Raw genomic sequence first — 23,980 nt, forward strand, 5'->3', positions numbered from 1 at the left:
TCGAAGTGCCCGGCCCCGCCTCGTACGGGGCTCCTGCGGACACCTCCATCGTGGCGGGGAACGCGGACAGCGGCGGTCCGCGTCGGGGCACAGGCCGTGCGTAAACCCCCCGAAGGGCCGACCCCGACGGGATCAGGAGCGGCCCGGCGGGGATCAGAAGGGGAAGACGCTCCGGCCGTGCTGCACGGAGATCCACTTCTGGGTGGTGAACACCTCCACGGCCGCCTCGCCGTTGAGCCGGCCGGAGCCGCTGGCCTTCTCGCCGCCGAAGGCGACCTGCGGGTCGTCCTGCACGGTCGAGTCGTTGACGTGGATCATCCCGGTCTCGACGCGGTGGGCGAAGTCCACCCCGCGCTCGGCGTCGGCGGTGTGCACGGCGCCGCTCAGCCCGTAGGGCGTGTCGTTGGCGATGCGGACCGCCTCGTCGTCGCCGTCGAAGGGGACCAGGACGACGACGGGGCCGAAGATCTCCTGGTGGAGCAGGGCCGAGTCGGCGGGCACCCCGGTCAGCACGGTCGGCTCGACCAGGTTGCCGAGGGTGCGGCCGCGGACCAGGGCGGTGGCGCCCTCGGCCAGTGCCCGCTCGACGGTGGCGCTCAGCGCGTCGGCCTGGAAGTCGCTGATGACCGGGCCGAGATCGGTCTCCGTCTCGCGTGGGTCGCCGGTGCGCAGCGCCTGTACCCGGGCGGTGAACTTCTCGGTGAACTCGGCCTCCACCGCCCGGTCGACCAGGACGCGGTTGGCCGCCATGCAGACCTGTCCCTGGTAGACGAAGCGGCTGAAGACGGCGGCGTCGACCGCGTAGTCCACGTCGGCGTCGGCGAGGACGACCAGCGCGCTGTTGCCGCTCAGTTCCAGCACGGTCCGCTTGAGGTGGCTCGCGGCGACCGCGGCGACGTGCCGCCCGACCCGTTCGGAGCCGGAGAAGGAGATGACCCGGGGCACGGGGTGGGCGATGAGGGCGTCACCGATCTCGGCGATGTCGGTGACCACGATGTTGAGGAGCCCGGCCGGCAGCCCGGCCTCCTCGAAGATGCGGGCGATGAGCCCGCCGCCGACCACCGGGGTGTTCTGGTTGGGCTTGACGACCACCGCGTTGCCCAGCGCCAGCGCGGGGGCGACGGACTTCAGCGCGACCAGGAACGGGAAGTTGAACGGGCTGATGACCCCCACCACGCCGACGGGCAGCCGGTAGACGCGGTTCTCCCGGCTGCGCTGCGAAGCCGGCACGATGACGCCCTCGGGGCGCACCGTCAGCCGGATCGCCTCCCGCAGGAACTCGACCGCCGTCTCGACCTCGTGGCGTGCCTTGGAGCGGGTCGCGCCCTGCTCCTCGCACATCGCCTCGACGATGTCCCCGGTGTGCTCCTCGGTGATGCGCAGCGCCTTCTCCAGCACCGCCCGGCGGACGTGCGGCCCGGCGGCGGCCCACGACTTCTGCGCGCGCTCGGCGGCGCGGTACGCCTCGTCGACCTCGGAGACGGTGGCCACGGTGACGGCGGCCAGCTTCTCCCCGTTGTACGGGTTGAAGTCGATGATGTCCCAGGAGCCGGTGCCGGTCCGCCACCGCCCGTCGATGTACTGGTGGGCGAGCCGGCCGAAGTCGGCGAAGCCGGGGCCGGGTGCTGCGGCCCCTGCGGGGACGGTGGAGTCGGACATGTGATCCCTATCCGCTGACGCGAAGTTCACCGGGCCCGTGCCGCAGCGCGGGCGCCGGTCGTGCCCAGTGCCGGTGTGCGCGGCCGGGCCCCGCCCACCCTCGCACGCGGTCATCGTACGGCCGTGTCAAGTGAGTTGGACCAGTCCGCGCAGCAGATCCCGGGTGCGGTCGGGGTCCGGGCTGTCCCGCTGGAGCCGCTCCATGGCCTTCTCGTACTGGGCGACCTCCTCGCGCTTGTCGAGGTAGAGGGCGCTGGTCAGCTGTTCCAGGTAGACGACGTCGGAGAGGTCCGACTCGGGGAAGCGCAGCAGGGCGAAGGCGCCGGACTCCCCGGCGTGGCCGCCGAAGCTGAACGGCATCACCTGGAGGGTGACGTTGGGCCGCTCGCTGATCTCTATCAGGTGCTCCAACTGCTCGCGCATCACGGCCCGGTCGCCGTACGGGCGGCGCAGCGCGGCCTCGTCGAGGACGACGTGGAAGCCGGGGGCACGCTCGGAGACGAGCAGCTTCTGCCGCTCCAGGCGGAGCGCGACCCGCCGGTCGATCTCGGCGGCGCTCGCCCCGGGCATACCGCGCTCGACCACCGCGTGCGCGTACGCCTCGGTCTGGAGCAGGCCGTGGACGAACTGCACCTCGTAGACCCGGATCAGCGACGCGGCGCCCTCCAGGCCCACGTATGTCTGGAACCAGCCGGGCAGGACGTCGGAGTAACTGTGCCACCAGCCCGCGACGTTGGCCTCCCGGGCCAGATCGAGCAGGGCGGCGCGCTCGGCGCCGTCGGCGACCCCGTACAGGGTCAGCAGGTCCTCGACGTCCCTCGCCTTGAAGCTCACCCGTCCCAACTCCATGCGGCTGATCTTCGATTCGGAGGCGCGGATCGAGTAGCCGGCCGCCTCCCGTGTGATGCCGCGTCCCTCTCGTAGCCGCCTGAGCTGCGACCCGAGCAGGATGCGCCGCACCACCGAGCCTCCGGACTCGCCTGCGGTCACCTCTCAGCCCTCCCCATCGTTCAGGGTTCCGCAGTCTGCCACTAAAACCTCCGGGGTGTACGCGTTCGGTTACGGAAACAGACAGGAGCGGGGCGGCTCCACACGAGGGGCGCGAAACAGCCACGGGAAGAAATCGTGGGCAACGCCCGCAGGAGCCCCGAATCCGGCGCGTGCACGTGCATCTGCCCTTGCATCTGCTCCCCGCATTCGCCACGATGGCTCGCGCACCACCGCCATATCGCTACGCACCGCGAAACCGGGGAGTGCCTCGCATGGGGACGGATGGATCGACCATGCTCGCGCCGTTGAGGCAGGGGCTTCCCCCACTCGACCCCTCGAACGTCCGGTACGCCGCCTCCTGCGCGCTCCCGGCCCGTTACGAAGCGGTGGGCGGCGCACGGGCGTTCACCCGGCGGACCCTCGCGGAGTGGGAGAACGACAAGCGCTTCGACGACATCGCCCTGGTCGTCTCCGAACTCGTCACCAACGCCCTGCGGCACGCGCTGCCCGCGGACACCCCGCGCCCCGACGACCCTCCGGTCCGGCTCCACCTGATGGCCTGCGAGAGCCGCCTGGTGTGCGCCGTGCGCGACCCCAGCACGGGGACGCCGGCGGCCCGCCCGCCGGAGGACTTCGACGCGGAGTCGGGCCGCGGCCTGTTCCTCGTCGACTCCTTCAGCGACGCCTGGGGCTGGCACCCGCTGGCGGGGCAGCTCGACGGGAAGGTCGTCTGGGCGCTCTTCGAGGTGTGAGCGCCGGACCCCTAGGTCCTGTCGGGCGGATCGGCCCCAGCCCGTCAGCCCCCGGCGATCAGGTGGTCGAACTCCCCGTCCTTGACGCCGAGCAGCATCGCCTCGATCTCCGCGCGCGTGTAGACCAGCGCCGGGCCTTCGGGATGCCGGGAGTTGCGGACGGCGACGCCGCCGCCGGGCAGCTTCGCGAACTCGACGCACGAGCCCTGCGAATTGCTGTGTCTGCTCTTCTGCCAGGCCGCGCCGTGGAGTTCGCTGGCCGCCATGCCGTTGTACACGTGGTGCACTGGATCGCTCCCCCGTGGCGCCTCGGCTCGGCCCGGACCGGGCGGTGAGGCGGGTCGTGAACTGGTCGGGTACGCCGTCGCGGACGCGGGGTGGCCGGTCGGGAAGGGCGGCTCGCGACGTGTCCTCATGAGTCTGAACTGCTTCGGATCATAGCGGGGTTCACCTGCGGATGCATGGGCAGATGCACGTGCACGAGGGGTGGTCCCACGGTTACGGAACCGTCCCTGCTCGGGCGTGAACCTCCGGGCGCGGCGCCCCCGGCTTGACGCCGCGCCGGGCGCCGGTGGACCCTCCCCGGTGTCCGGCACCCTGTGGGACTCCACTTCGACGGGGTGTCACCACGGCTTCTTTCCAGGGGGAAATGTCATGCGCAAGTTGCTCCGGGTCTCCGTCGCCGCCTCGGCGACCGCCCTGCTCCTGCTCACCGGCTGCGGCAGCGACGGTGGCAGCTCCGGCGGCGGCACCGGCAAGCACAAGGGCGACAGCCACGGCTCGGACTCCGACGCCGGCGGCGGCACGGGCGGCTCCGACGCCGGCGGCGCCACCCCCGCGCCCGGCTCCGCCGAGGGCGCCTGGCAGGCCACCGTCGGCGGCAAGGCGCTCGTCCTCACGATCGCCGGGAACCAGGCCGCCACCATCGGCCAGGGCAGCTGCGCGGGCACCTACCAGGCCGGGGCGATCAGCCTGAAGTGCGCCGACGGCAGCACCGACCGCGCCCAGGGCAAGGCCGAACTGGGCGCCGGTGGCGACACGCTGACCGTCTCCTGGACGGCGGCGGGCGAGGACACCTTCCGCCGCGTCGACCCGGGCACCCTGCCCGAGGGGCTGCCCTCGGGCCTGCCCACCGAGCTGCCCTCGGGCCTGCCCACCGAACTGCCCTCGGACCTGCCGACGGGCGACGTCACGACCCAGTAGCGACCGGCGGGCCCTCCCCCGGGCGGGGCCCGGTGAACGGCGGGGACTCCTCGGCCGCCTCGGAGACCTGCTCCAGCGCGGCCAGCAGCATGCCCGCGCCCCGGCGCACCACCCGGTCCGGCACGCCCTCGCCGTCCCACGCCGCGAGCGCCGCGCGGACCTCGTCCCACTGCGGCACCCGGCGGTCCCTGAGGTCCCGTGCGCCCCGCTCGGTGGTGGCCCGCAGGGCGTGCGCGAGCCGCTGGGCGGCCGGTACGGGAACGGCGCCGCGCTCCGGCAGGTGGGCCTCCATCAGCATCGCGGCCCGGGAGAACGCCCCGATCGCCTCCTCGGCGTCGTCGGCCGAGGTCCGCGACAGGCCCCGGCTGCGCACCGGCTCGTGCGCGGCCCGGGCCAGCGCCTCCTGCCAGGCCGTGTGCGCCGCCCGGGCCTCCAGGAGCGCCTGGCGCACCCGCGCGTCGTCGGGCCCGGACGGGGTGGCGTACCGCTCGACCACCTCGGCGGCGTAACGCCCGGCGGCGGTCAGCCAGTCGGCGAGCAGGGTCCGCAGCCGGGGTGTCTCCCAGGCCGGGAAGACGGCGTACGAGGCCATCGCGAGGATGCCGCCGATCAGGGTCAGCACGACCCGCTCGGGCACGGTCTGGGTCCACTCCTCGCCGCCCATGCCGAGCAGGAAGACCACGTAGCCGGAGACGAAGAACTGGCCGACCGCGTAGCCGGTCCGCATCAGCAGGTACATCAGCGCCGCGCAGACCACCGCGAGCAGCGCCGAGACACGCACGCTCGGCTCGGTCAGCTGGACGATGCCGGTGGCGGCGAAGACTCCGAGCAGGGTGCCGCCGAAGCGGGCCACGGCCCGGGAGTACGTACGGGAGAAGTCGGGCCGCATCACCATGACGGCGGCCAGCGGCGCCCAGTAGCCGTGGCCGAAGGACAGCAGGGAGCCGACCAGGGAGCCGATCAGGTAGCCGAGGAGCGCGACGGCGGTGACCCGGATCGCGTGCCGCAGGATGGCCGAGTCCGGCCGCAGCTCGTCCCGCATGCTGCGGACCACCACCGGGACCAGGCCGATCAGGCCGGGCCTGTGCAGCACGGCGGGGGTGGGAGGTTCGGCCGGTTCGACGGGGTACGGCGGCTCGTCCGGGCCGGGCGGGGCCGCGTGCGCGCCCGGGGCCGGTGGCCGCTGGACGGCGGCGGGCTCCTGGGTACGGGCGAGGGTGGCGAGGGTGGCCTCCTCGCGGACGGCGTCGGCGCGGGCGGCGGCCTGCGCGGGCGCGTCGGGGGCGGCGGTGGAGCGGCCGGCCGGGTCGGCCGTCTCGATGACGTCGCCGAGCAGCGCCTTGAGCCGGAGCGCGGCGCGCCGGGCGGGCCCGGTGAGGACGTCCCCCGTGTCCGGGGTGCGCAGGGCCGCCACCGAGGGAGCGTCCAGGGCCAGCGGCGTGCCCCGGCGCACGGCGCGGGCGGCGGCGTCCAGCACGGCCGCGGCGGCGGCGAGCAGTTCGCGGACCCGGTCGCGTTCGGGCCCCTCGGCGGGGGCGCCGAGCGCCGGGTCGGCGAGGGAGGCGAGGACGGGTCGGAGGCGTTCGGCGAGCCCGCGGGCGCCGGAGAGCTGGGCGGGGCGGCGGCGGTGCTGGCGGGCGGTCAGCTGGGCGGCCTCGCGGGCCTCCATGAGGGGTTCGGGGTCGAAGTCGGCGTGCGGGTCGTGACGGAGCCTGCGGGCGTAGTCGGCCTCGGCGGCGAGCGCGTCGGCGAGGGCGTCGCGGTGCGGCCGCCAGCGGCGGAACGGGAACAGCACGAGCAGCGCGGCCTGCACGAGGCCGCCGAAGAGGCTCATCGCCGCGTGCCCGGCCGCCTCGGCGACGGAGCTGGGCAGCGTGATGGTGATGAGCGTGATCGCCAGGTTGGAGGAGGCCATCACGCCGACGGTCGGCCCGGCCGCCCAGCTCATCCCCGCCAGGAACGCCCAGGTGGCCAGCAGGGCGAGGAAGAGGACCAGGTGGGAGGCGGACAGGTAGCCGAGGAAGGTGCTGACGCCGAGGGTGGCGCCGGAGATCAGGGCGAGCTGCGGGCGCGGTCGCCAGCTGCGCTGGTAGGTGGCGACGGCGGCCTGGTAGGCGCCGAAGGCGGAGCTGGCGGCGACGGCCGGGGAGAAGAGCCAGAGGCTGATCCCGATGACGAAGGCGAGCCCGGCGGCGCCGCGCAGCGCGCCCAGCGGCTCCAGCCTGGGCCGCTCCACCGCGAACCCCGCCCGCGCGGTGTGGCCCAGCGCCGAGAGCCAGCTCATGCGTCCGAGCGTAGGCGCAGGCGGTCCCGTCCGCGCGGAACGGCGCGGGGGCACCGGAGGCGTACGCCGGGTCGGGCTGAGGCGCTCACGTCCGGCGCGTACCCGTTCAGCCCCGGTCGATGCGGCCCCGGTGTCCGTCGACGCCCGCCCGGTCGGCGGCGCGGGTGCCGTCGTCCCAGCCGGCCCGGTCGTCGGCGCCGCGTACGCGGGTGGTGGTGGTCCGGGGGAAGAGGCGGCGGGTCTCCTCGGTGACGGCGAGGTCGCGGGTGGCGAGGACGGGCAGCAGGTCGGCGGCGGCCAGGGTCTCGGTGGCGGTGCGGGCGGTCTCGGCGAGCCGGTCGCCGAGGCGGTGGGCGTAGGCCAGCATGAACGACTGGCGGAACGTCTTGGTCCGCTTGCGTCCCCCGGCCCGCTGCGCGGCCTCGGCGCGGCTCATCGCGGTGGCCGCCTGCACCAGCAGCGAGGTGTAGAGCAGTTCGGCCGGCTCCAGGTCCGCCTCGTGGCCGACCACGGTGGAGAAGGCCAGCTCCTCGTTCCACACGGCCTGGCAGCGGTTGGCCCGGGCGACCGCGTCCAGCAGGATCGCCTTGGCCGTCTCGTACGGCGGGTCGACCGAGATCCGGCGCGCGCCCGGCGCGTCCGCGCCCCCGGCCCGGCCCGCCGACAGCTGGGCCTCGTCGACGCTGTGCCGGGCCATCAGTTCCTGTGCCTTGGCGGTCAGCGCCTCCGCCTCCGGCGGGTAGCCGGTCGCCTCCGCCTTGGCCAGCAGGGCCCGGATACGGCCGAGCATGCGGTCCCCGGGGGCGCCGCCGGGGGCGGGGGGCGGCGCGGCGGCCGGGCGGGTGCCCGGCGGCGGGCCGAGGGGTTCGAGGGCGGGCAGCCGGAGCAGCATGCGCAGCGCCTGGAGCACGGCGGTGGCACGGGCGAACCGGTCCCGGCCGCCGGTCCCGGCCCAGGCGGGGGCGGAGAGGGCGTCGAGCTGGCGGCGCCAGAGGGGGGTGAGGCCGTTGCCGTAGCGGGCCAGTTCGGCGGCGGCCAACTCGGCCAGGGCGGTGCGGGCGGCCTCGTCGAGTCCCTGGCGGCGGGCCTCCCGGTCGAGGTCGGCGGGGAGCCAGCCCCGCTCCCAGGCCAGGCGGACGTACTCCTCGCCGCGCCGCAGCAGCTCCCGCCCGGCCGCGTCGGGGTCGGCGGCGGCCAGCAGGGAGGCACCGGTGTCGAGGGCGGCGTCGTCGTCGGCGTCGCTGTAGAGGGCGGCGCCCAGGGCGCGGGAAACGGGGGTGTCCGACTCGGCAGCGGTGCGACCGCCGTCCCGCGCGCCGCTCCCGCCCCGTCCGTTGCCGCCCATGGCTCCGCTCCACCTCGTCCGCGCGCTCTCCCGCCGGTCGGGGGCGTACGGGTCCATGGTCCCAGAGCGGCCACCCCGCCCCGCCCCGGGCTCCGGGCGCGCACCGCTCCCGCTCGGGGCGCGCGCCGCCAAACCCGAACACCCCGGTTTCCCCCCATCCGGTGGACCGGGGACCGAAGAGGGATGAGGGGCGCCGGGGCCGCACAGGATCTCCCCGAACGATCACCGCACAACCGTGCGAACCGGTCGCACGACCGGGCGCGCGGAGAGGAGTCCCCGTGAGCGAGCAGAGCGCCGAGCAGTCGGAGCAGGCCGTCGGCACCATCGGCCTGGTGCGCTCCCTGGGCGCGGCCGTCCCGCCGGCCGCGCCCGCACCGGACGAGACCTGGCACTTCGGCCGGGTCGTGAAGGAGGACGCCGACGGCCACCCGGTCCACGAGGCGACCGCCTGGATCTACTACGGCGAGGGCAACCGAAGCCTGGTCCGCCCCGTCCTGCTGGCCGACGGCTTCGACTTTGGCCACAGCTCGCTCGACGGACTCCACGACGACCTGGAGAGGGGCGCGTACCCCTTCCTCGGCGAGCTGCGCCGGCGCGGCCGGGACGTGATCGTGCTCGGCTGGGGCGACCGCAGCGCCTCCATCACGCAGAACGCCCGCTTCGCCGGCGAGGCGGTCCTGCGCGCCATCGCCCAGCGGGTGGGCGGCACGCCCCTGGTGGTCGGCGGCTTCGGCATGGGCGGCCTCGTCACCCGGTACGCCCTGGCCAAACTGGAGCACCAGCGGATCGACCATCAGACGGCCACCTACTTCTCCTGGGACACCCCGCACCGCGGGGCCTGGGTGCCGATCGGTCTCCAGGCGTTCGCCCACTACCTCAAGCAGCTCGACCCGTACAACAGGGCCCTCTCGGACCTGATCAACAGCCCCGCCGCCAAGCAGATGCTCTGGCGCCACCTCGAATCCGTGCGGGCACCCGCCGAGGTGACGACGGAGCGCGAGGAGTTCCTCGCCGAGCTGGAGCGGGTCGGCGGCTGGCCGCGCAGGCCCCGTCTGCTCGCCGTCGCCAACGGCCGCGGCGACGGCAGCGGGAACGGCGTCGAGGCGGGCGTCCCCGCCCTCCGCTCCACGGGCCCGGTCCTGCCGCGCACCGTGCTGCACACCCAGCGGGAGGGCGCGGGCGCCGTGGTCGCCGAACTCCGCGCCCTGCTCGGCGAGGACGAGACGGCCACCACGGACGACCTCCCCGAGTGCGACGGTGCCCCCGGCTCCACCCTCGCCTCCTTCTCCGTCGCCGCCGCCGCGCTGAACGCCCTTCCCCTGGCCGGCGCCGAAGCACCCGTCCCCGCCGTCTGCTTCGTCCCCGCCGTCAGCGCCGTCTCGGTCCGCGACCTCGACACCACGGAGCTGCTCCACACCGCCATCGACAAGACCGACCCCCAGGAGAGCGACTTCGACGACTACCGCTGCGCTTCGGAGAACGAGCCGCACACCAGGATCACCGAGGAGCTGGGCGCCTGGCTGATCGACCGGTTCTGAGCGCGGGCCGAGCCTCGGGGCGGCAGCAGGGGGGCGGCGGGACGACGCGACCCCTCCCGCCGCCCGACGGCCCGCGCCCCCGCGACCCCCGCGAGGGGGCGGGTCTGTCAGTCCCGACCGGCACAATCCGCCTCGTGCCCCTCACCACGCGAGACCTCAACCGCGCCAGCCTGAGCCGCCAACTCCTCCTGGCCCGGCGCCCCTTGTCCGTAGCCGACGGCATCCGGCAGGTGGTGGCGCTCCAGGCCCAGCACCCGGCCTCCCCGTACGTCGCCCTGTGGAACCGGCTCAGCGGCTTCGACCCGGCCGGGCTCGACGCCGCGTTCGCCGGCCGGACGGTCGTCAAGGCGACGCTGATGCGGATCACCCTGCACGCCGTGCACGCCGAGGACTACGCGCCCTTCCGCGCGGCGATGCAGCCGACGCTGTACGGCGCCCGGCTCGGCGCGCGGTTCGCCGACGCCGGCCTGACCCCGGCGGACGCGGCCCGCCTGCTCCCGGCGCTGCTGGAGTTCGCCCGTACCCCGCGCACCTCCGCCGAGCTGCGGGCCTGGGTCGAAGCCCAGGTCGGGGCCGAGAAGCGGGACGGCGCCTGGTGGGGGCTGAAAGGGTACGCACCGCTCCACCACGCCCCCACCGAATCACCCTGGACCTTCGGGCAGCGCCCCTCCTTCGTCGCCGCCGGGGTCGACTCGCTCCCCACCCGGGCCGACACCGACCCCCATGTCCAGGAGGCCCTTCGCGCCCTGATCCTGCGCTACCTCTCCGGCTTCGGCCCCGCCTGTGTGGCCGACGTGGCCCAGTTCGCCCTGGTCCGCAGAACCGCCGTACGCCAGGCCCTGGCCGCCCTCGGCGAGGCCGTCGAACAGCTCCCGGGCCCGGGCGGAACCCCGTACTTCGACCTGCCGGGCGCCCCCCGCCCGCCCGCCGGCACTCCGGCCCCGCCACGCCTCCTCGGCATGTGGGACAGCCTTCTGCTGGCCTACGCCGACCGCTCCCGGGTGATCCCCCCGGCCTACCGCCCGCTGGTGATCCGCCGCAACGGCGACGTGCTGCCCACGCTTCTGGTCGACGGCGAGGTCGCGGGCGTCTGGCGCCCGGCGGAGGACGGCACCGGCGTCGAGGCCACCGCCTTCCACCCCCTCTCCTCCGCCACCTGGGACGCCCTCACCACCGAGGCCCACTCCCTGACCGCCCTCCTCGCGGCCCGCGACACGACCGCGTACCGGCGCTACGGCCACTGGTGGGCGAAGCTGCCCGAGGGCGGGGAGGTGCGGCGGCTGTGACCTCGCCGGGTCCCGTCCGGGCGACGGCTCCCGGGCGGGGCCGTGCCAGTCCGGACACAGCACGGTGGCGTCGCCGGCGAGCCGGCCGCCGCCGGCCTCGTCGACCGCGGCGGTGTCGGGGTGCGGAGCACCTGGCGCGGTGCTCGGCGGCGGTGACCAGGACCCGGCGACGGTCTCCTCGGCGACCCGCACCGTGCCGGCCGACGGCGTCGCGGAAGAGGAAGCAAATGTTCCGGGCGTCGACCCGGCCGCGCAGGTCCCGCGCGACCACATCGAGGACTCGACCGGCGAGGCGCCCGCCGCCGACAGCGCAGCCGCTCCGATACGGTCCCGCGCCACGACTTCCTCCCCGGCCTCCGGCACCCGGCCCTCGCTCCGGCCACTCTTCCCGCCTCGCCGACCCTCCGCGCGAACCCTGCGAGGGCCTACCCTCAAGGTCCACTGCCACGGCCCGTCGGCGCGCCACGAGGCTCTGTCGGCCCCCGGTGCGAGAATCGCACGCATGAGCGAGCGATGGATGGTGGCCGAGACCGAGGGCGGCGGTGCGGAGGTGGCGCCGCTCGCCCCCGACGGCACGCTCGCGGGCCCGGTCGTCCGGGAGGAGGCGCCCGCCGAGGCGGTCCGCTCCCGGCCCGGCGCCGCCCGCTGGGTCTGGCGGGCCACGGCCGGGATCTATCCGCAGCTGCTCCGCGCGGGCGTCCGCGTCGAGCGGTGTTACGACGTGGAGGCCGCCGAGACCCTCCTGCTCGGCCACGAGGGCCGGCTCGGCGAGCCGCACTCGGCGGCGGCCGGCCTCGCCCGGCTGCGGGGCACGCCGGTGCCGCCCGACCCGCCGCCCCGCGCGGCCGAGCCCGGCGCCGGTGCGCAGTCCTCCCTCTTCGAGCCGCAGCCGGTACCGGTGCGCCTCGCCGACCTCGCCGAGGTCTACGCCGGGCAGCTCCGCCGCCACGAACAGGCGGTCCACCCCGGCCGGATGCGGCTGCTGACCGCGAGCGAGTCGGCGGGGGCCCTGGTCGCGGCCGAGATGGCGGCGGCGGGCCTGCCCTGGCAGGAGGAGACCCACCGCGAGGTCCTGCGCGAACTGCTCGGCGAGCGGTACGGCGGCTCGGGTGAGCCCCGGCGGCTGGCCGAGCTGGCCGACGAGGTCTCGGCGGCCTTCGGCCACCGGGTGCGGCCCGAGCTGCCGGCCGACGTGGTGCGGGCCTTCGCCCGCGCCGGGATCAAGGTCGCCTCCACCCGCCGCTGGGAGCTGGAGAAGATCGACCACCCGGCGGTCGCCCCGCTCCTGGCCCACAAGAGGCTGTACCGGATCTGGGTGGCGCACGGCTGGCAGTGGCTGGCCGACTGGGTGCGGGACGGCCGGTTCCGCCCCTCCTACCTGCCGGGCGGCACCGTCAGCGGCCGCTGGGCGACCAACGGCGGCGGCGCCCTGCAGATCCCGAAGGTGATCCGCAGGGCCGTCGTCGCGGACCCGGGCTGGCGGCTCGTCGTCGCCGACGCCGACCAACTGGAGCCGCGCGTCCTCGCCGCCGTCTCCGGCGACCGCGCCCTGATGGAGGTGGCCTCCCGGCCGGACGACCTCTACCAGGCCGTCTCCGACCGGGCCTTCCAGGGCGACCGCGACCTCGCCAAACTGGCCGTGCTCGGCGCGGTCTACGGCCAGACCTCCGGCGACGGTCTGAAGAACCTGGCCGCTCTGCGCCGCCGCTTCCCCACCGCCGTCGGTTATGTGGACGAGGCGGCCCGCGCCGGGGAGGAGGGCCGCCTCGTCCGCACCTGGCTCGGCCGGACCTGCCCGCCCGCCACCGCGCCGGGCGACCCCGCCGAGGAGGCCGGTATCCCCGACGCGCTGCCCGAGGGGGACCCGGTCGGGTCCGTCCCTGGGGCCTCGTCCGGCGCCCGCGCCCGGGGCCGCTTCACCCGGAACTTCGTGGTGCAGGGCAGCGCCGCCGACTGGGCCCTGCTCCTGCTCGCCGCCCTTCGCGGCTCCCTCGCCCCGCTCCGGGCCGAGCTGGTCTTCTTCCAGCACGACGAGGTGATCGTGCACTGCCCCCAGGAGGAGGCTCCCTCGGTGGTCTCCGCCATCGCCGACGCCTCGCACCGGGCCACCGCGGTCTGCTTCGGTGACGTCCCGGTCCGCTTCCCCTTCACCACGGCCGTGGTCGGCTGCTACGCCGACGCCAAGTAAGGGGGGTCTGGCCTCACTTGCCGGCCCGGCTCGTTGGCCTCAAGCGCCGGCCGGGCTGTCAGTGGCCAGGGTCCGCTACGACCGCCACGGTCACCGACTGGCCTCAAACGCCGGCCGGGCTGTCAGTGGCCAGGGCCCGCTACGACCGCCACGGTCACCGACTGGCCTCAAACGCCGGCCGGGCTGTCAGTGGCCGATCAGGCTGTCTCTGTGGCCGACCGAGTTGTCGCAGTGGCCGACCAGGCTGCTCTGTGGCCGACCGGGTTGTCGCTATGGCCGGCCGGGCTGTCTGTGGCCGGAGTCCGGGGCGGTCGGCCGTCGGGCCTGTAGGGCGCCCCGTAGCGGGGTGGCCGGTGTGGGTGGGCCGGTGTCCTTCTTCCGGGTGGTTCATCCGTCCGGGGGGAGTTCGGCTCTTCGGCTTCGCAGCGCCGCGCTGCCGCGCGATGGTGCAGCGGTCCTACGAAGGGAGCGTCATGGAACGCTTGCTCGCGCCGCACGAGGCGGCCATCGCCGCGGCCGGGGTCCGGGTCGTCCTGTCCTGCGAGGTGGAGGGCGAGCTGGACGAGGCCGTCCTCGCACAGGCCCTGACCCACCTGCGGGACCGTACCCCGCTGCTCGCCGGAAAGATCACCCAGGGCCCCGGGGGCCAGCCTCTGGTCCAGGTCCGCGACGCGGACCCAGGGCCGGTCCTGGGGCACGGTAGCGATGTCGACGAGGAGATCAACGCGCCTCTCGCCTGGGACCGGGGGCCGCTCCTGCGGACGACCGTCGTACGCGGGCGGGAACGTACCCGGGTGGTGATGACCCTGCCACGGGCCTTCGTCGACGGGATGAGCTACCTGTCCCTCCACCACCGGCTGTGGGAGACGTACGCCGCCCTGGCCACCGGCCGTCCCTTCCTCACCGGCCTGATCCAGCCGGCACTGGGGCCCTCCCTGGACGACCTGCTCGCCGCTCGCTTCACCCCGGCGCAGGTCCGGGACTTCGTCGCGGAGCGCGCGCGGCTGGACACCGAGAGCCCTCCCGCGCTCGTACCCGCCCTCGCCGCCGCCGACGGGGGCCCCGGGGAGGACCTGAGTTTCCGCGTCCTCGGCGTCGAGCTCGACGAGGACCGCTGCGGGAGCCTGGTGCGGTGCGCGCGGGATGCCTCGCTCTCGGTCAACTCCCTGGTCTCGGGCGTCCTGCTGACCAGTCTGCGCTCCCTGCTGCCGGCGGGGGCAGGCCCGGCGCGCCTGCTGTGCACCACCGCGGTCGACATGCGCCGACGGCTCGTCCCGCCCTTGCCGGCCGAGGTCCTCCAGTCCGCGGCGACCACCACCTCCATCCGCCTGGAGGTCGGCGAGCGGGACCAGCCCGCCGTGGTCGGGCGGGGTCTCGCCGCCCAGCTGCGGGCCGATCTGGACAGTGGTGCCGCGGCGATGGAACTGGCGGCCTTCCCCTACATGCTCGACCAGCACCCGCCCAGCCTCGTCATCACCAACGTGGGCGCCATCGCCGAACCCGTCCTGCCCGAGGGCCTGCGGATCACCGACGTGCGCCTGGCCCCGCTCGGCCACGTACCGATGGTCTTCGCCGTCGTCAGCCGCTACCGGGCACGACTGGCCGTCGACCTCACCTACAGCAGGGCCTGGTACACCGACGCCCAGATCGAGGAACTGCGCGACCAGGTGTCCGCCTCCCTCCGCCACCTGGCCGGGTAGCGCGGCGGCCGGGCCGCGGCGGGGGAAGCCCGGGCCGGTGCGACGTGACCGGGCCGGTCTCGGGCCTCGGCCGCCCGGCTCTCTCGCGGCCGACGTGTTGCGCACTCGGGGGAACGGCGTGCCCGCGCGGCGGGCCGTAGTCCCTCGGAGTCCTCATGGATCTGCCGGGTCCTCCCGGCCGGCTCGGCGGCCCGGCGTTCCGTTCGCCCGGTTCCTGCTGTGCGCGGCGGTGTGGTGCTCGTCGACGAACCCGGGCGCCTGGGACGGGTCGGCTCGTGCCGCGCGGCGGTCGGGCCGGCCCGTTGCGCTCCCCCGCGGCGAGCACGTCGTCCCGTTCACCGACGTCGCCCTCGGCCTGCCGGGGCTGCCGTGCGGGGGCACGTACCCCGCACGCGCGCACGCGGCTCCGGCGGGCGCTCCCGGGGGCGGCGGAGGTCGGGACCGGCGCGGCCGAAGACAGCGCCCGGCCGACGAGCCGGGGTCGGCGGGGGGCGGCTCTACAGCGGCGTCGCCGCTTTGAGGACGAGCAGCAGGGTCAGCGCCGCGTTGGCCGAGGAGGCGGCGGAGGCCGCCGCCCCCGTGGTGGCCATGAGGAAGGCGAGCCCCGGCCGGGTCATGGCGGGCGGCAGGCGCCGGGGCGAGGGGGCGGGGCCCAGCAGTGCGGCGACCCGGCGCGGTACGGGTCCGGGGACGGCCTCGGCGAAGGCCAGCCCGAAGGCGGGGCCGGAACGCGTGCTGAGCGCGGCCCGGCCGACGGCGCGGGCGGTGAGGCGGCGGTCGCCGACGGCGAGGGCGGCCTCCTCGTCGGCCCAGCGCTCGGCCCCGTAGGCGACGGCGGAACGCAGCGGGCGCAGCAGCGGGTTGAGGCAGGCGGCGAGGCGGACGGCGAGCAGCAGCCGGTGGTGGCGGCCGTCGAGGTGGGCCTGTTCGTGGGCGAGCAGGGCGTACCGCTCGTCCGCGTCGAGGCTCTCCAGCATGGCCCGGGAGACCACGATGCGACCGGGCCTGCCGGGCAGCGCGTAGGCGTACGGCTCGGGGTCGGGCAGGACGGCGGGGCGCTCGCCGGGCAGCCCCGCCAGGGCGCGGCGGGTGCGCAACCGCAGCCGGGCCTCGCGGACGAGGGCGAGGGCGCAGGCGGTGAGCGCGGCGAGGAGGGCGACCAGGGCGGCGCTGCCGGTCACCTCGTCGTAGGGGACGACGGCGCGGACCTCGGGGGCGGCCCAGGCGTCGGGCAGCGGGTTGCCGGGGAGGCGGGCCGTTCCGGCGACGACGAGCAGGGCGAGGCAGAGGGTGCTGCACACGGCGAGGACCAGGCTCAGCGCGGCGAGCAGCCGGGTGCCGGTGCGCGGGTGGAGGTGCTGCTCGGCGAGGCGGGCTATGGGGTGCGCGGTGAGCGGCAGGATCAGCGGGAGGAAGACGAAGAGCCCCATGTCAGCCGCCGTCGGTGTCGCCCCGGGCGCTCTCCAGCAGGGCCCGCAGAAGTCGCTCGTCGTCACCGGAGAGCGAGGAGACGAAGCTGGTGAGAACGGCGTCGCGGTCGCGTTCGCCGTCCAGGACGCGGCGCATGCGCAGCGCGGCGAGCCCGGCCTCGTCGGCGGCGGCGGTCCACAGGAAGGCGCGGCCGGAGCGTTCACGGGTGACGGCGTTCTTGGCGCCGAGCCGCGACAGGATGGTCATGACCGTGGTGTACGCGAGGTCGCCGCCGAGGCGTTCGCGGACCCAGGCGGCCGAGACGGGCTCGTCCGCCGTGTGCAGCACGGCGAGGACCTGCGCCTCCAGTTCGCCCTGGCCTCGGCGCCGACCGCCCTGTGCGTTCACCTCGGCCATGCGGCCACCTCCCGTTGTCCGGCCCGTCGGACCGTCGGTCCCCATTCTCCAGGATGGGCGGGCGTGACGGGTACGTGTCGGGCGACCGCGCCTCGACGGCGGCCCGGGAGGAGACTTCGGCCTCCGGCCCGGCGGGGCACGTTCACGTGATCAACACACCCGGAGGCGCAACCTTCGTGTTGCAACAAGACCAGGACATGTACGGGATCGTTCCGGCACCGCCCCGCCCGTAGTGTCCTGGGAGTCAGCAGAGACACCGCACCCGCAAGCCGCTGGAGACCACCATGCGTTCACGCCTCGCCACCCGTTCCGTCCGCCTCGTCCTGGCCGTGACCGCAGTGACCGCCCTCGCCGCGACGACCGCCGCCTGCGGCCCCGAGGACAACGGCGCGCTCCCGCCCACCGACGCCGCCTCGACCGGCGCGGACTCCGGCAAGGGCGGTTCCGAAGCGGGCGACAAGGGGGGTTCGGAAGCGGGCGGCGAGGGGTCCGGCGCCGGCAAGGGGGGCGTCATGCAGTCCTGCGGCACCAACGACCTGGACTTCGGCATCACCACCAAGACCCAGGCGGGCGGTTACTACCAGGTCACCGCCAAGGCCAAGTCGGGCATCACCTGCCTGCTGACCGTCAACACCCCGGCCGTCGCCTTCGGGTCCAACCCCGAGGGCGTCGCCTCCCCGGTCGGCCAGGGCGGGGAGGACCCGATCAAGCTGTCGGGCTCCGCCGTGGCGTACACCGGGATCAGCCCCAAGACGACCAACGCGGAATCGGGCATCGAGTTCGACCACGTCATCATCTCGGTCAGCGACGACGACCCCAACCCCGAGCAGCTGAAGCTTCCGGAGCCGGCCGACGTGGACAAGCCGATCGTCACCAACTGGTCGACCAACCCCTCCGAGACCGTGCCGGACCTCGTCTGAGCGGAACCGGGCCGGCGGGGCGACCGGGCGGGAAAAGGCCGGCGGGGACCTCGTCCTGGTCGTGAACGAGGTCCCCGCCGGTGGTCCCGCGGACGGGGTGCGGGACCTGGAGGCGCCGGGGACCACGGCCGGGTGGCCGCCGTCAGAAGGTCCCTGGCGCCGGGTCGCGGACCGGGGGGCGGCGTCCGGGCCGTGCGGTGCCGGACGCGCTCCGTCGGTCCGAAGCCGGGGTCGGCGGTGCCGGGGCAGCGCCGAGGGGGCACAGGTCCGGATCGCGGTCCTGTGCCGACGTAAGTCTCTACAGTAGTGTAGAACTCACGTCGGCCGGCAAGGGGCCGCCGCATTCCCCGGAGACGGGACCCTCCGGGCCGAGGCCGGGAGCCGTCCGTGACGCGACACCCCCGCTCCACCAGACCCGAGTCGGGCGCCGCCCCGGCCTTCCGGGCAACCCCCGCCGACGACCCGGCGGGCCCGCGCGAACTCGTCATCCGGGACGGCGCGGACCGCGAGATCGGAAAGATCGAGTTCCGCCTCTGCCGGGCCTGCGGCACCGGCCACGTCGCATCGGTCACCGTCGCCCCGTCCTGGCAGGGCCAGGGCCTGGCCCGTGAGGCCCTGCACCGCATCCTCCCGGACGACCTCGCCCTTGCCTGGACCACCTCCCGCCAGACCGGCCAGGGCCGCGCCTTCTTCGCCGCGGCCACGGAGGAGACGGGCATCGACTTCCCGGCGGCCCGGCCGGGGTGCGCACACCTGCGGGACGAGGGCTGAACGGCGCCGCGCCGAGGGGTCGCCGTCCATGAGCCGTGCCGGACGGCCTCCGGCCCTGGCGATCGCGCCGCCTGCCCGCCGAGTCCGGGCCGGACGGCCCGACGGAGTTCCTCCCCGCCGCATCTCCGCCGCCGGACCCCACTGCGAGGTGCCGCCTGACGGCGCCGGTACGTGGCCCGCGCCGCGCTCCGCGACCGCACGGCGCGAACAGCGTCGGACCACCCTCTGCGCGAGGCCACTCGGCCCGCGTTCCGACACCCGACCGGCCACGCGCATCGCCCCCAAACCCATTACTACGCACGGCCGTTGCCGCGTCTCGGACACCTGCCGGCCGACGATCGCCCCCGCCGGACCCCTGGGGCCGCCCGCCCCACCGGGACCTCCGGCTTCCGGCACGCACCCCCCCGGGAAGCGCCCCCGCACTACGCTCCCCGGCATGACCGCCTCCGACTCCCTCACCGCCACCCGCGCCGCCTACGACGCCGCCGCCGACACCTACGCCCGGCTCTTCCACGACTCCCTGCGCGACGCCCCCCTGGACCGCGCCATGCTGGCCGCCTTCGCCGAAGCCGTACGCGGGGAGGGCGGGGGCGCCGAGGTGGCGGACCTGGGGTGCGGGCCCGGCCACGTCACCGCCCACCTCGCGAGCCTGGACCTGGTGGTACGCGGTGTCGACGCCTCCCCGGCGATGATCGGCCTGGCCCGCGCGGACCATCCGGAACTCCGGTTCGACGTCGGCTCGATGGCCGCCCTGGACCTTCCGGACGCCACCCTGTCCGGCGTCCTCTCGCGCTGGTCGGTCATCCACACCCCGCCGAACGAACTCCCGGCCGTACTGGACGAGTTCGCGCGGGTGCTCGCTCCCGGCGGCCATCTCCTGGTCGGCTTCTGGGCCAGCGAGTCCCCCGACCACCGCACCCAGCTCTTCGACCACGCGGTCGCCCCCGCCTACCGCTGGTGCCCCGACCACCTCTCGGCCCTGCTCCGCGAGAGGGGCCTGACCGAGACGGCCCGCATGATCCGCGAGCCCCTGCCCACCGACCGCCGCCCGTTCCGCGAGGTCCACCTGCTGGCGCGGAAGACCCCGGTCGACGACGCCTGACCGCACTCGCGCCGGACACTCCTCGATACGAACCCGTCGACCTGGTCGGCCGATGCCAGCAGGTCCAGGCCCCGGAGCCGGGCGGAGTCGCGGGCCCCCGGGTGCGGGTGGTCAGCAAGCGCCCACGGAATTCGGGATGGCGACCGGGTCCGCCCCGTACGCGGGGTGGCGTCCGGCCGTCACGGGCGCCCCTTCGCCCTCACGACCGCCGGACCATGGACACGAACGCCGCGAACGCCGCGACCGGCACCTCCAGCACCGGACCGCCCCGGTCCTTCGAGTCCCGGACGGGGACGACGCCCTGCGAGGCGGCCAAGTTGGTAGCCACCTCCACGCAGTCGCCGCCGTTGTTGCTGTACGAGGACGTGAACCAGCGGGGGGATGCGGTCGTCGTCACAGGCTTCTGCCTTTCCGTCGTCACGGCTGCCGGACCATGGACACGAACGCCGCGAACGCTGCGACCGGCACCGCCAATACCGGACCGCCCCGGTCCTTCGAGTCCCGGACGGGGACGACGCCCTGCGAGGCGGCCAAGTTGGCGGCCACCTCCACACAGTTGCCACCGTTGTTGCTGTACGAGGACGTGAACCAGCGGGGGGACGCGGTCGTCGTCACAGGCTGCTGCCCTTCCGTCGTCACGGCTGCCGAACCATGGACACGAACGCCGCGAACGCGGCGACCGGCACCTCCAATACCGGACCGCCCCGGTCCTTCGAGTCCCGGACGGGGACGACGCCCTGCGAGGCGGCCAAGTTGGCGGCCACCTCCACGCAGTCGCCGCCGTTGTTGCTGTACGAGGACGTGAACCAGCGGGGGGATGCGGTCGTCGTCACAGGCTTCTGCCTTTCCGTCGTCACGGCTGCCGAACCATGGACACGAACGCAGCGAACGCCGCGACCGGCACCTCCAGCACCGGACCACCCCGGTCCTTCGAATCCCGGACGGGGACGACGCCCTGCGACGCGGCCAAGTTGGTAGCCACCTCCACACAGGCGCCGCCGTTGTTGCTGTACGAGGACGTGAACCAACGCGGGGACGTGTGCGCCATGGAGGTACCCCTTCGCAGACGGCTGCTCGTCCGCCGAGCGTAAGCCGCACCTCCGCCCCGCGCGAGGGCGCCTCCGCACCATGGCCGAAACAGCGAGGAGCCCCGCCACTCCTCCCGCAACGGGAGGTGGACGGGGCTTCCTTGAGCGCTGTTCGCCGAGGTCAGGCCGAGCGGAACTCGCCCGCCTTGACGCCCGCCACGAAGGAGGAGAACGCGGCGGCCCGAACGTCCAGCACCGGGCCACTCACGACCTTCGAATCACGGACGGGGACGGTACCGCGCGAGGCAACGAGGTTCGTGGCGACCTCCACGCAGGCGCCGCCGTTGTCGCTGTACGAGGACTTGAACCAGCGGGGGGATGCGGACGTCACAGGGTGCCCTTTCTGAGCTGCTTGATCATGGCCACGGAGGCTGCCTGACACAGCGCCTCGGCCTGTAGCTGATGGTACTCCGTCAGCATGCTTATGACGCTCGTTCCTTCACGCTCGAAATGCCCTTGCGCCTGCGACTCCGCATAGGACATCAGTGACCGATCAGGCATGGTCAGGATGTAGACCGGGAGGTTGAAGGGCCGCCGTTCCCCTATATCGAACGGAGCCACCTGCAACAACGTGTTCGGCAGCTCCGCGAACGCCACAAGACTCTCCAACTGGGCGTCCATGACATCTCGCCCTCCGACGTTGCGGCGGATGCAGCTCTCATCCATGGTCACGAACACCATGGGAGGACGCTCCCTGGCCAACGCCGCTTGCCGCTCGGCCAGGAACTGGACGCGTTCGGCGCCTTGTTCGGGCGTGATGGTGCCCCGCCGGACAGCGCTGTCGGCCAGCACCTTCGCGTACTCGGGGGTCTGGAGCAGGCCGGGGATGATCCCGATCTCATAGAGGCGAAGCTCCACCGCCCGCGCCTCGTACCCCACGTACTCCGGGAAGCCCTCCAGCAGGCTGCCCCGCTTCATCTCGCGCCACATGCGCTCGAAGGACTCCCCGCGCTCCGATATGCCGAAGGCGCGATCCAAACGGCGCGATAGACGCAAGGTCGGAGACTTCCGACCGGTTTCCACGGCCGACATATGCGAGCTGGCATATTCGACCTTGTCGGCCACTTCCTGCTGTGTCCAGGCAAAACCCTCTCTCACCTTGCGCAAATGCGCGCCATAGGCAGCCTGCGGGCTGCTTTCCGGAGCCAGCTCCTTGCGGTTCAAGGAGCATCACCAACCTTCCGTTCCCAACTGTCACGTTGATCGCACGGCGACACTGGGTCAGCCTGAGTGCTCCCGGTAGCGGAACAGCTACAGAGAGGAACAAGCATGCCTGGAAACAGCGTTGCCCCGGACGGGAACGCGGCAACTGCCCGCCTCGTCTGCCGCACCTGCGAGGAGTACCGGCACGGCGAGGCGGCGGCCAACGCCGAACGGGACTGGAGCAGGGCGACCGACTGCCGCGTCCTGCTCAGACACCACCAGGACTCAGCCGATTGCGTGGCCCCGGAGCCCCGGTGACCACCCCCACCCCGCCGGACCCCTCCCCCGGCGAACCGGACGAGCCCGGCGAACCCGGCGAACCCGACGAGGAATCCCCTCAGATGCGGAGCCTGCGCGCCCGCGTCACCGAGGAGAACCGCCTGCGCCGCTGGCTCCGCCGCGCCATATGACCGACACCCGCACACCGACGGGCGTCGCATACCTCGTCGAGGTCCACGGCGGCGCAGCCGCCTCCTCCGTGTTCCTCCGCGGGACCGTCACCCCCAACCGCCGCCTCGCCCTGCGCTGGCTGCGCCACCAGGCCCACCGCCTCGCCGACGCCCTCGACCCCGACCCCCACACCACCCGCCTACCCACCGGCGCCCTGCGCCCGGCACCCCCCACCACCGAACACGCCCCCACCCAACTCCGCTTCTGGGCAGCCGACCCCGACTACGCCGAGGAAGCCACCGACCGCCTGACCACCGACTACCCCTACCACTTCACCGCCCGCCAAGGCCCGACCTGGTACCAGCTCACCGCCCGCCCCCTGCACACCCCCTCCACCCCGTCCGGCCGCCCGCGTGACGGCGGCGGCCGGACGGCCCCACCCACCCCCAGGAGCCACCCATGACCCAGCCGAACCCCACCCCCGACAACAACCAGCCCGACCAGCCCGACGAGCCCGAGCCCCTCCCCGCCCCCGAACCCGACACCCCGACCACCCCTCGCTACGTCCGCTGCCCCATGCTCGCCTGCGGCAGACTCCACGAGATCACCGAACTCTGAGACCGCGAGGCCGCCGAGCCCACCGCTCCCCCACCTCGTACCCGCACACGATCGCGGCCAGCGCCACGACGAACCCGGCGACACGCCAGGGGCACACGGCATAGATGACCGCCCACAGGGGCATCAGCCACCGCACTTCCCGCCGGGGAACCACCGGCTCACGACGCCGACGCCCTGGTCGACCATCCGCGCCCGGATATCGGTCAGGACCACGGCCCCGACGAAGGAGCCCCCGCTCCGGCACTGGTTCGCCATGCCCCCCGCCCACGGTCACCCCGCGCAGCCCGCACACGGGACGCGCGCCACCCGGCGCGCCGCCCGTGACCCCGTAACAGGAACTGTGTGCGTGTAACAGCCACGTGCGAAGAAGCCGTCGGGTGGAACGGCTCGGGGCGCGCGGTGGGTCTACGTGATCAGGAAGGCTCGCTCACGGCGAGCACGCCACGACCCCCAAGGATCGACCGATGCGCGCTCAGAAGATCACCCTCGCCGCTCTGGCCCTCGTCGCCGGGCTCAGCCTCACCGCCTGCCAGGGCGACGACATCGCGGCGGGTGCCAACGGCGCCGCCACCCCGGCCTCCCCGGACGGGGCCAAGGGCGGTTCGTCCGGGGACGCGGGCAAGGAGGCGCCCGGTGACGACACCGGCGCCGACGAGGGCAGCGGCGGCGGCCAGATCAACACCGGCCCCTGCAAGACCGACAACCTCGACATCTCCAGCGCCCCCGGCATGGGCGAGGGCACCCTGCAGATCGCCTTCAAGAACACCGGCGACGCCTGCTCCCTCAAGGGCTTCCCGGGCGTCGACCTCAAGGTCGACAGCGGCCCGGGCGGCGTCAACGCCAACCGCAGCGACCTGGCCGCCCCGTCCGTCGTCCTCAAGACCGGCGAGTCGACCCGCGCCACCCTCCACTACCCGGCCAACAACTCCGGCGGCTCCGGCGTCGACATCACCCAGCTCGTCGTCACCCCGCCCAACGAGACCCACTCCAAGACCATCCCGACCAAGATCAACGTGCCCGTCACCGACCACTCCAGCTCGGACGAGGTCGTGATCGACCCGGTCGGAACCGGAAAGCAGTGAGGCCGGGCGGGAAGCGGACCCGTTCACCCGCCGC

At 74.5% G+C, this 23,980-nt stretch carries 27 protein-coding genes; 14 read left to right on the forward strand and 13 right to left on the reverse strand.

Translation table 11 applies throughout. The features are described from left to right. Positions 1–153: 153 nt before the first annotated feature. A complete protein-coding gene (locus ACSLIC_RS11170; protein ID WP_436737522.1) occupies positions 154–1,659 on the reverse strand; it encodes an aldehyde dehydrogenase family protein in 1,506 nt (501 codons plus the stop codon). Between the two features lie 126 nt (positions 1,660–1,785). Continuing rightward, positions 1,786–2,649 (reverse strand): helix-turn-helix domain-containing protein, encoded by an 864-nt coding sequence (locus ACSLIC_RS11175; RefSeq protein WP_436737523.1) that lies wholly within the window; start codon positions 2,647–2,649, stop codon positions 1,786–1,788. Positions 2,650–2,921: 272 nt separating this feature from the next. Here ACSLIC_RS11175 and ACSLIC_RS11180 point away from each other — a divergent pair, with 272 nt between their 5' ends. Next, the gene (locus ACSLIC_RS11180; protein ID WP_436737524.1) at positions 2,922–3,401 is read left to right on the forward strand and encodes an ATP-binding protein; all 480 of its coding nucleotides are present in this window, start codon (positions 2,922–2,924) and stop codon (positions 3,399–3,401) included. 44 nt (positions 3,402–3,445) lie between these two features. Here ACSLIC_RS11180 and ACSLIC_RS11185 read toward each other — a convergent pair whose 3' ends face one another. Then, positions 3,446–3,688, reverse strand: coding sequence for a DUF397 domain-containing protein (locus ACSLIC_RS11185; protein ID WP_436737525.1), 243 nt, complete (start codon positions 3,686–3,688; stop codon positions 3,446–3,448). A 367-nt stretch (positions 3,689–4,055) separates the two neighbouring features. On the opposite strand from ACSLIC_RS11185, the gene ACSLIC_RS11190 reads away from it, so the two are divergent. Further along, positions 4,056–4,604: a hypothetical protein gene (locus tag ACSLIC_RS11190; RefSeq protein WP_436737526.1), complete on the forward strand. Its 549-nt coding sequence runs from the start codon at positions 4,056–4,058 to the stop codon at positions 4,602–4,604. Here ACSLIC_RS11190 and ACSLIC_RS11195 read toward each other — a convergent pair. Continuing rightward, positions 4,591–6,888, reverse strand: coding sequence for an FUSC family protein (locus tag ACSLIC_RS11195; protein ID WP_436737527.1), 2,298 nt, complete (start codon positions 6,886–6,888; stop codon positions 4,591–4,593). The genes ACSLIC_RS11190 and ACSLIC_RS11195 overlap by 14 nt on opposite strands. Positions 6,889–6,994: 106 nt before the next feature. Beyond that, positions 6,995–8,233 (reverse strand): DUF2786 domain-containing protein, encoded by a 1,239-nt coding sequence (locus ACSLIC_RS11200; RefSeq protein WP_436737528.1) that lies wholly within the window; start codon positions 8,231–8,233, stop codon positions 6,995–6,997. A 278-nt stretch (positions 8,234–8,511) separates the two neighbouring features. Between ACSLIC_RS11200 and ACSLIC_RS11205 the strand changes: the two genes are divergently transcribed. The 4 genes from ACSLIC_RS11205 to ACSLIC_RS11220 all read left to right on the forward strand — a co-directional run bounded on the left by ACSLIC_RS11205 (position 8,512) and on the right by ACSLIC_RS11220 (position 14,945). After that, positions 8,512–9,771 carry an esterase/lipase family protein gene (locus ACSLIC_RS11205; protein WP_436737529.1) on the forward strand — a complete coding sequence of 420 codons (1,260 nt, stop codon included), beginning with the start codon at positions 8,512–8,514 and terminating at the stop codon, positions 9,769–9,771. A 134-nt stretch (positions 9,772–9,905) separates the two neighbouring features. Further along, a complete protein-coding gene (locus tag ACSLIC_RS11210) occupies positions 9,906–11,057 on the forward strand; it encodes a winged helix DNA-binding domain-containing protein (protein WP_436737530.1) in 1,152 nt (383 codons plus the stop codon). Between the two features lie 502 nt (positions 11,058–11,559). After that, the gene (locus ACSLIC_RS11215) at positions 11,560–13,245 is read left to right on the forward strand and encodes a bifunctional 3'-5' exonuclease/DNA polymerase (RefSeq protein WP_436737531.1); all 1,686 of its coding nucleotides are present in this window, start codon (positions 11,560–11,562) and stop codon (positions 13,243–13,245) included. A 473-nt stretch (positions 13,246–13,718) separates the two neighbouring features. Then, positions 13,719–14,945 carry a phthiocerol/phthiodiolone dimycocerosyl transferase family protein gene (locus ACSLIC_RS11220; protein WP_436737532.1) on the forward strand — a complete coding sequence of 409 codons (1,227 nt, stop codon included), beginning with the start codon at positions 13,719–13,721 and terminating at the stop codon, positions 14,943–14,945. 497 nt (positions 14,946–15,442) lie between these two features. On the opposite strand, the gene ACSLIC_RS11225 is transcribed toward ACSLIC_RS11220, so the two are convergent. Further along, positions 15,443–16,375, reverse strand: a complete 933-nt coding sequence (locus ACSLIC_RS11225; RefSeq protein WP_436737533.1) for a M56 family metallopeptidase — start codon at positions 16,373–16,375, stop codon at positions 15,443–15,445. Position 16,376: 1 nt separating this feature from the next. Next, a complete protein-coding gene (locus ACSLIC_RS11230) occupies positions 16,377–16,772 on the reverse strand; it encodes a BlaI/MecI/CopY family transcriptional regulator (RefSeq protein ID WP_003948971.1) in 396 nt (131 codons plus the stop codon). 284 nt (positions 16,773–17,056) lie between these two features. Here ACSLIC_RS11230 and ACSLIC_RS11235 point away from each other — a divergent pair, with 284 nt between their 5' ends. The 3 genes from ACSLIC_RS11235 to ACSLIC_RS11245 all read left to right on the forward strand — a co-directional run bounded on the left by ACSLIC_RS11235 (position 17,057) and on the right by ACSLIC_RS11245 (position 19,565). Beyond that, positions 17,057–17,692 (forward strand): hypothetical protein, encoded by a 636-nt coding sequence (locus tag ACSLIC_RS11235; RefSeq protein WP_436737534.1) that lies wholly within the window; start codon positions 17,057–17,059, stop codon positions 17,690–17,692. 387 nt (positions 17,693–18,079) lie between these two features. Further along, positions 18,080–18,463, forward strand: a complete 384-nt coding sequence (locus tag ACSLIC_RS11240; protein ID WP_436737535.1) for a GNAT family N-acetyltransferase — start codon at positions 18,080–18,082, stop codon at positions 18,461–18,463. Positions 18,464–18,899: 436 nt separating this feature from the next. Beyond that, on the forward strand, positions 18,900–19,565 hold the full coding sequence (locus ACSLIC_RS11245; RefSeq protein ID WP_436737536.1) for a class I SAM-dependent methyltransferase: 666 nt from the start codon (positions 18,900–18,902) through the stop codon (positions 19,563–19,565). A 199-nt stretch (positions 19,566–19,764) separates the two neighbouring features. On the opposite strand, the gene ACSLIC_RS11250 is transcribed toward ACSLIC_RS11245, so the two are convergent. The 6 genes from ACSLIC_RS11250 to ACSLIC_RS11275 all read right to left on the reverse strand — a co-directional run bounded on the left by ACSLIC_RS11250 (position 19,765) and on the right by ACSLIC_RS11275 (position 21,817). Then, positions 19,765–19,962: a DUF397 domain-containing protein gene (locus ACSLIC_RS11250; RefSeq protein ID WP_436737537.1), complete on the reverse strand. Its 198-nt coding sequence runs from the start codon at positions 19,960–19,962 to the stop codon at positions 19,765–19,767. A 20-nt stretch (positions 19,963–19,982) separates the two neighbouring features. After that, positions 19,983–20,180, reverse strand: a complete 198-nt coding sequence (locus ACSLIC_RS11255; RefSeq protein WP_436737538.1) for a DUF397 domain-containing protein — start codon at positions 20,178–20,180, stop codon at positions 19,983–19,985. A gap of 20 nt (positions 20,181–20,200) precedes the next feature. Beyond that, the gene (locus ACSLIC_RS11260) at positions 20,201–20,398 is read right to left on the reverse strand and encodes a DUF397 domain-containing protein (protein ID WP_436737539.1); all 198 of its coding nucleotides are present in this window, start codon (positions 20,396–20,398) and stop codon (positions 20,201–20,203) included. 20 nt (positions 20,399–20,418) lie between these two features. Next, positions 20,419–20,613, reverse strand: coding sequence for a DUF397 domain-containing protein (locus ACSLIC_RS11265; RefSeq protein ID WP_436737540.1), 195 nt, complete (start codon positions 20,611–20,613; stop codon positions 20,419–20,421). 161 nt (positions 20,614–20,774) lie between these two features. Continuing rightward, the gene (locus ACSLIC_RS11270) at positions 20,775–20,984 is read right to left on the reverse strand and encodes a DUF397 domain-containing protein (protein ID WP_436737541.1); all 210 of its coding nucleotides are present in this window, start codon (positions 20,982–20,984) and stop codon (positions 20,775–20,777) included. Continuing rightward, a complete protein-coding gene (locus tag ACSLIC_RS11275) occupies positions 20,981–21,817 on the reverse strand; it encodes a helix-turn-helix domain-containing protein (protein WP_436737542.1) in 837 nt (278 codons plus the stop codon). Before ACSLIC_RS11275 ends, ACSLIC_RS11270 begins: the two co-directional genes overlap by 4 nt. A 105-nt stretch (positions 21,818–21,922) precedes the next feature. Between ACSLIC_RS11275 and ACSLIC_RS11280 the strand changes: the two genes are divergently transcribed. From ACSLIC_RS11280 to ACSLIC_RS11300, 5 genes are all read left to right on the forward strand, one after another. Continuing rightward, positions 21,923–22,114, forward strand: coding sequence for a hypothetical protein (locus ACSLIC_RS11280; RefSeq protein WP_436737543.1), 192 nt, complete (start codon positions 21,923–21,925; stop codon positions 22,112–22,114). Beyond that, the gene (locus ACSLIC_RS11285; RefSeq protein ID WP_436737544.1) at positions 22,111–22,266 is read left to right on the forward strand and encodes a hypothetical protein; all 156 of its coding nucleotides are present in this window, start codon (positions 22,111–22,113) and stop codon (positions 22,264–22,266) included. The genes ACSLIC_RS11280 and ACSLIC_RS11285 overlap by 4 nt, the downstream gene beginning before the upstream one ends. Continuing rightward, positions 22,263–22,709, forward strand: coding sequence for a hypothetical protein (locus ACSLIC_RS11290; RefSeq protein ID WP_436737545.1), 447 nt, complete (start codon positions 22,263–22,265; stop codon positions 22,707–22,709). Before ACSLIC_RS11285 ends, ACSLIC_RS11290 begins: the two co-directional genes overlap by 4 nt. Continuing rightward, positions 22,706–22,864 (forward strand): hypothetical protein, encoded by a 159-nt coding sequence (locus ACSLIC_RS11295; protein ID WP_436737546.1) that lies wholly within the window; start codon positions 22,706–22,708, stop codon positions 22,862–22,864. The genes ACSLIC_RS11290 and ACSLIC_RS11295 overlap by 4 nt, the downstream gene beginning before the upstream one ends. A 464-nt stretch (positions 22,865–23,328) precedes the next feature. Then, complete coding sequence (locus tag ACSLIC_RS11300) at positions 23,329–23,946, forward strand: DUF4232 domain-containing protein (protein WP_436737547.1); 618 nt, start codon at positions 23,329–23,331, stop codon at positions 23,944–23,946. Positions 23,947–23,980: the final 34 nt, after the last annotated feature.

This window comes from Streptomyces sp. BBFR102 (genome assembly GCF_051397025.1).
GTDB lineage: Bacteria > Actinomycetota > Actinomycetes > Streptomycetales > Streptomycetaceae > Streptomyces.

Bases quoted from the DNA above. Each gene is read 5' to 3' on its own strand.
- ACSLIC_RS11170 (WP_436737522.1), bottom strand. From the start codon at position 1,659: ATGTCCGACTCCACCGTCCCCGCAGGGGCCGCAGCACCCGGCCCCGGC.
- ACSLIC_RS11180 (WP_436737524.1), top strand. From the start codon at position 2,922: ATGGGGACGGATGGATCGACCATGCTCGCGCCGTTGAGGCAGGGGCTT.
- ACSLIC_RS11190 (WP_436737526.1), top strand. From the start codon at position 4,056: ATGCGCAAGTTGCTCCGGGTCTCCGTCGCCGCCTCGGCGACCGCCCTG.
- ACSLIC_RS11195 (WP_436737527.1), bottom strand. From the start codon at position 6,888: ATGAGCTGGCTCTCGGCGCTGGGCCACACCGCGCGGGCGGGGTTCGCG.
- ACSLIC_RS11200 (WP_436737528.1), bottom strand. From the start codon at position 8,233: ATGGGCGGCAACGGACGGGGCGGGAGCGGCGCGCGGGACGGCGGTCGC.
- ACSLIC_RS11215 (WP_436737531.1), top strand. From the start codon at position 11,560: ATGAGCGAGCGATGGATGGTGGCCGAGACCGAGGGCGGCGGTGCGGAG.
- ACSLIC_RS11220 (WP_436737532.1), top strand. From the start codon at position 13,719: ATGGAACGCTTGCTCGCGCCGCACGAGGCGGCCATCGCCGCGGCCGGG.
- ACSLIC_RS11225 (WP_436737533.1), bottom strand. From the start codon at position 16,375: ATGGGGCTCTTCGTCTTCCTCCCGCTGATCCTGCCGCTCACCGCGCAC.
- ACSLIC_RS11230 (WP_003948971.1), bottom strand. From the start codon at position 16,772: ATGGCCGAGGTGAACGCACAGGGCGGTCGGCGCCGAGGCCAGGGCGAA.
- ACSLIC_RS11235 (WP_436737534.1), top strand. From the start codon at position 17,057: ATGCGTTCACGCCTCGCCACCCGTTCCGTCCGCCTCGTCCTGGCCGTG.
- ACSLIC_RS11245 (WP_436737536.1), top strand. From the start codon at position 18,900: ATGACCGCCTCCGACTCCCTCACCGCCACCCGCGCCGCCTACGACGCC.
- ACSLIC_RS11265 (WP_436737540.1), bottom strand. From the start codon at position 20,613: ATGGCGCACACGTCCCCGCGTTGGTTCACGTCCTCGTACAGCAACAAC.
- ACSLIC_RS11280 (WP_436737543.1), top strand. From the start codon at position 21,923: ATGCCTGGAAACAGCGTTGCCCCGGACGGGAACGCGGCAACTGCCCGC.
- ACSLIC_RS11290 (WP_436737545.1), top strand. From the start codon at position 22,263: ATGACCGACACCCGCACACCGACGGGCGTCGCATACCTCGTCGAGGTC.
- ACSLIC_RS11295 (WP_436737546.1), top strand. From the start codon at position 22,706: ATGACCCAGCCGAACCCCACCCCCGACAACAACCAGCCCGACCAGCCC.
- ACSLIC_RS11300 (WP_436737547.1), top strand. From the start codon at position 23,329: ATGCGCGCTCAGAAGATCACCCTCGCCGCTCTGGCCCTCGTCGCCGGG.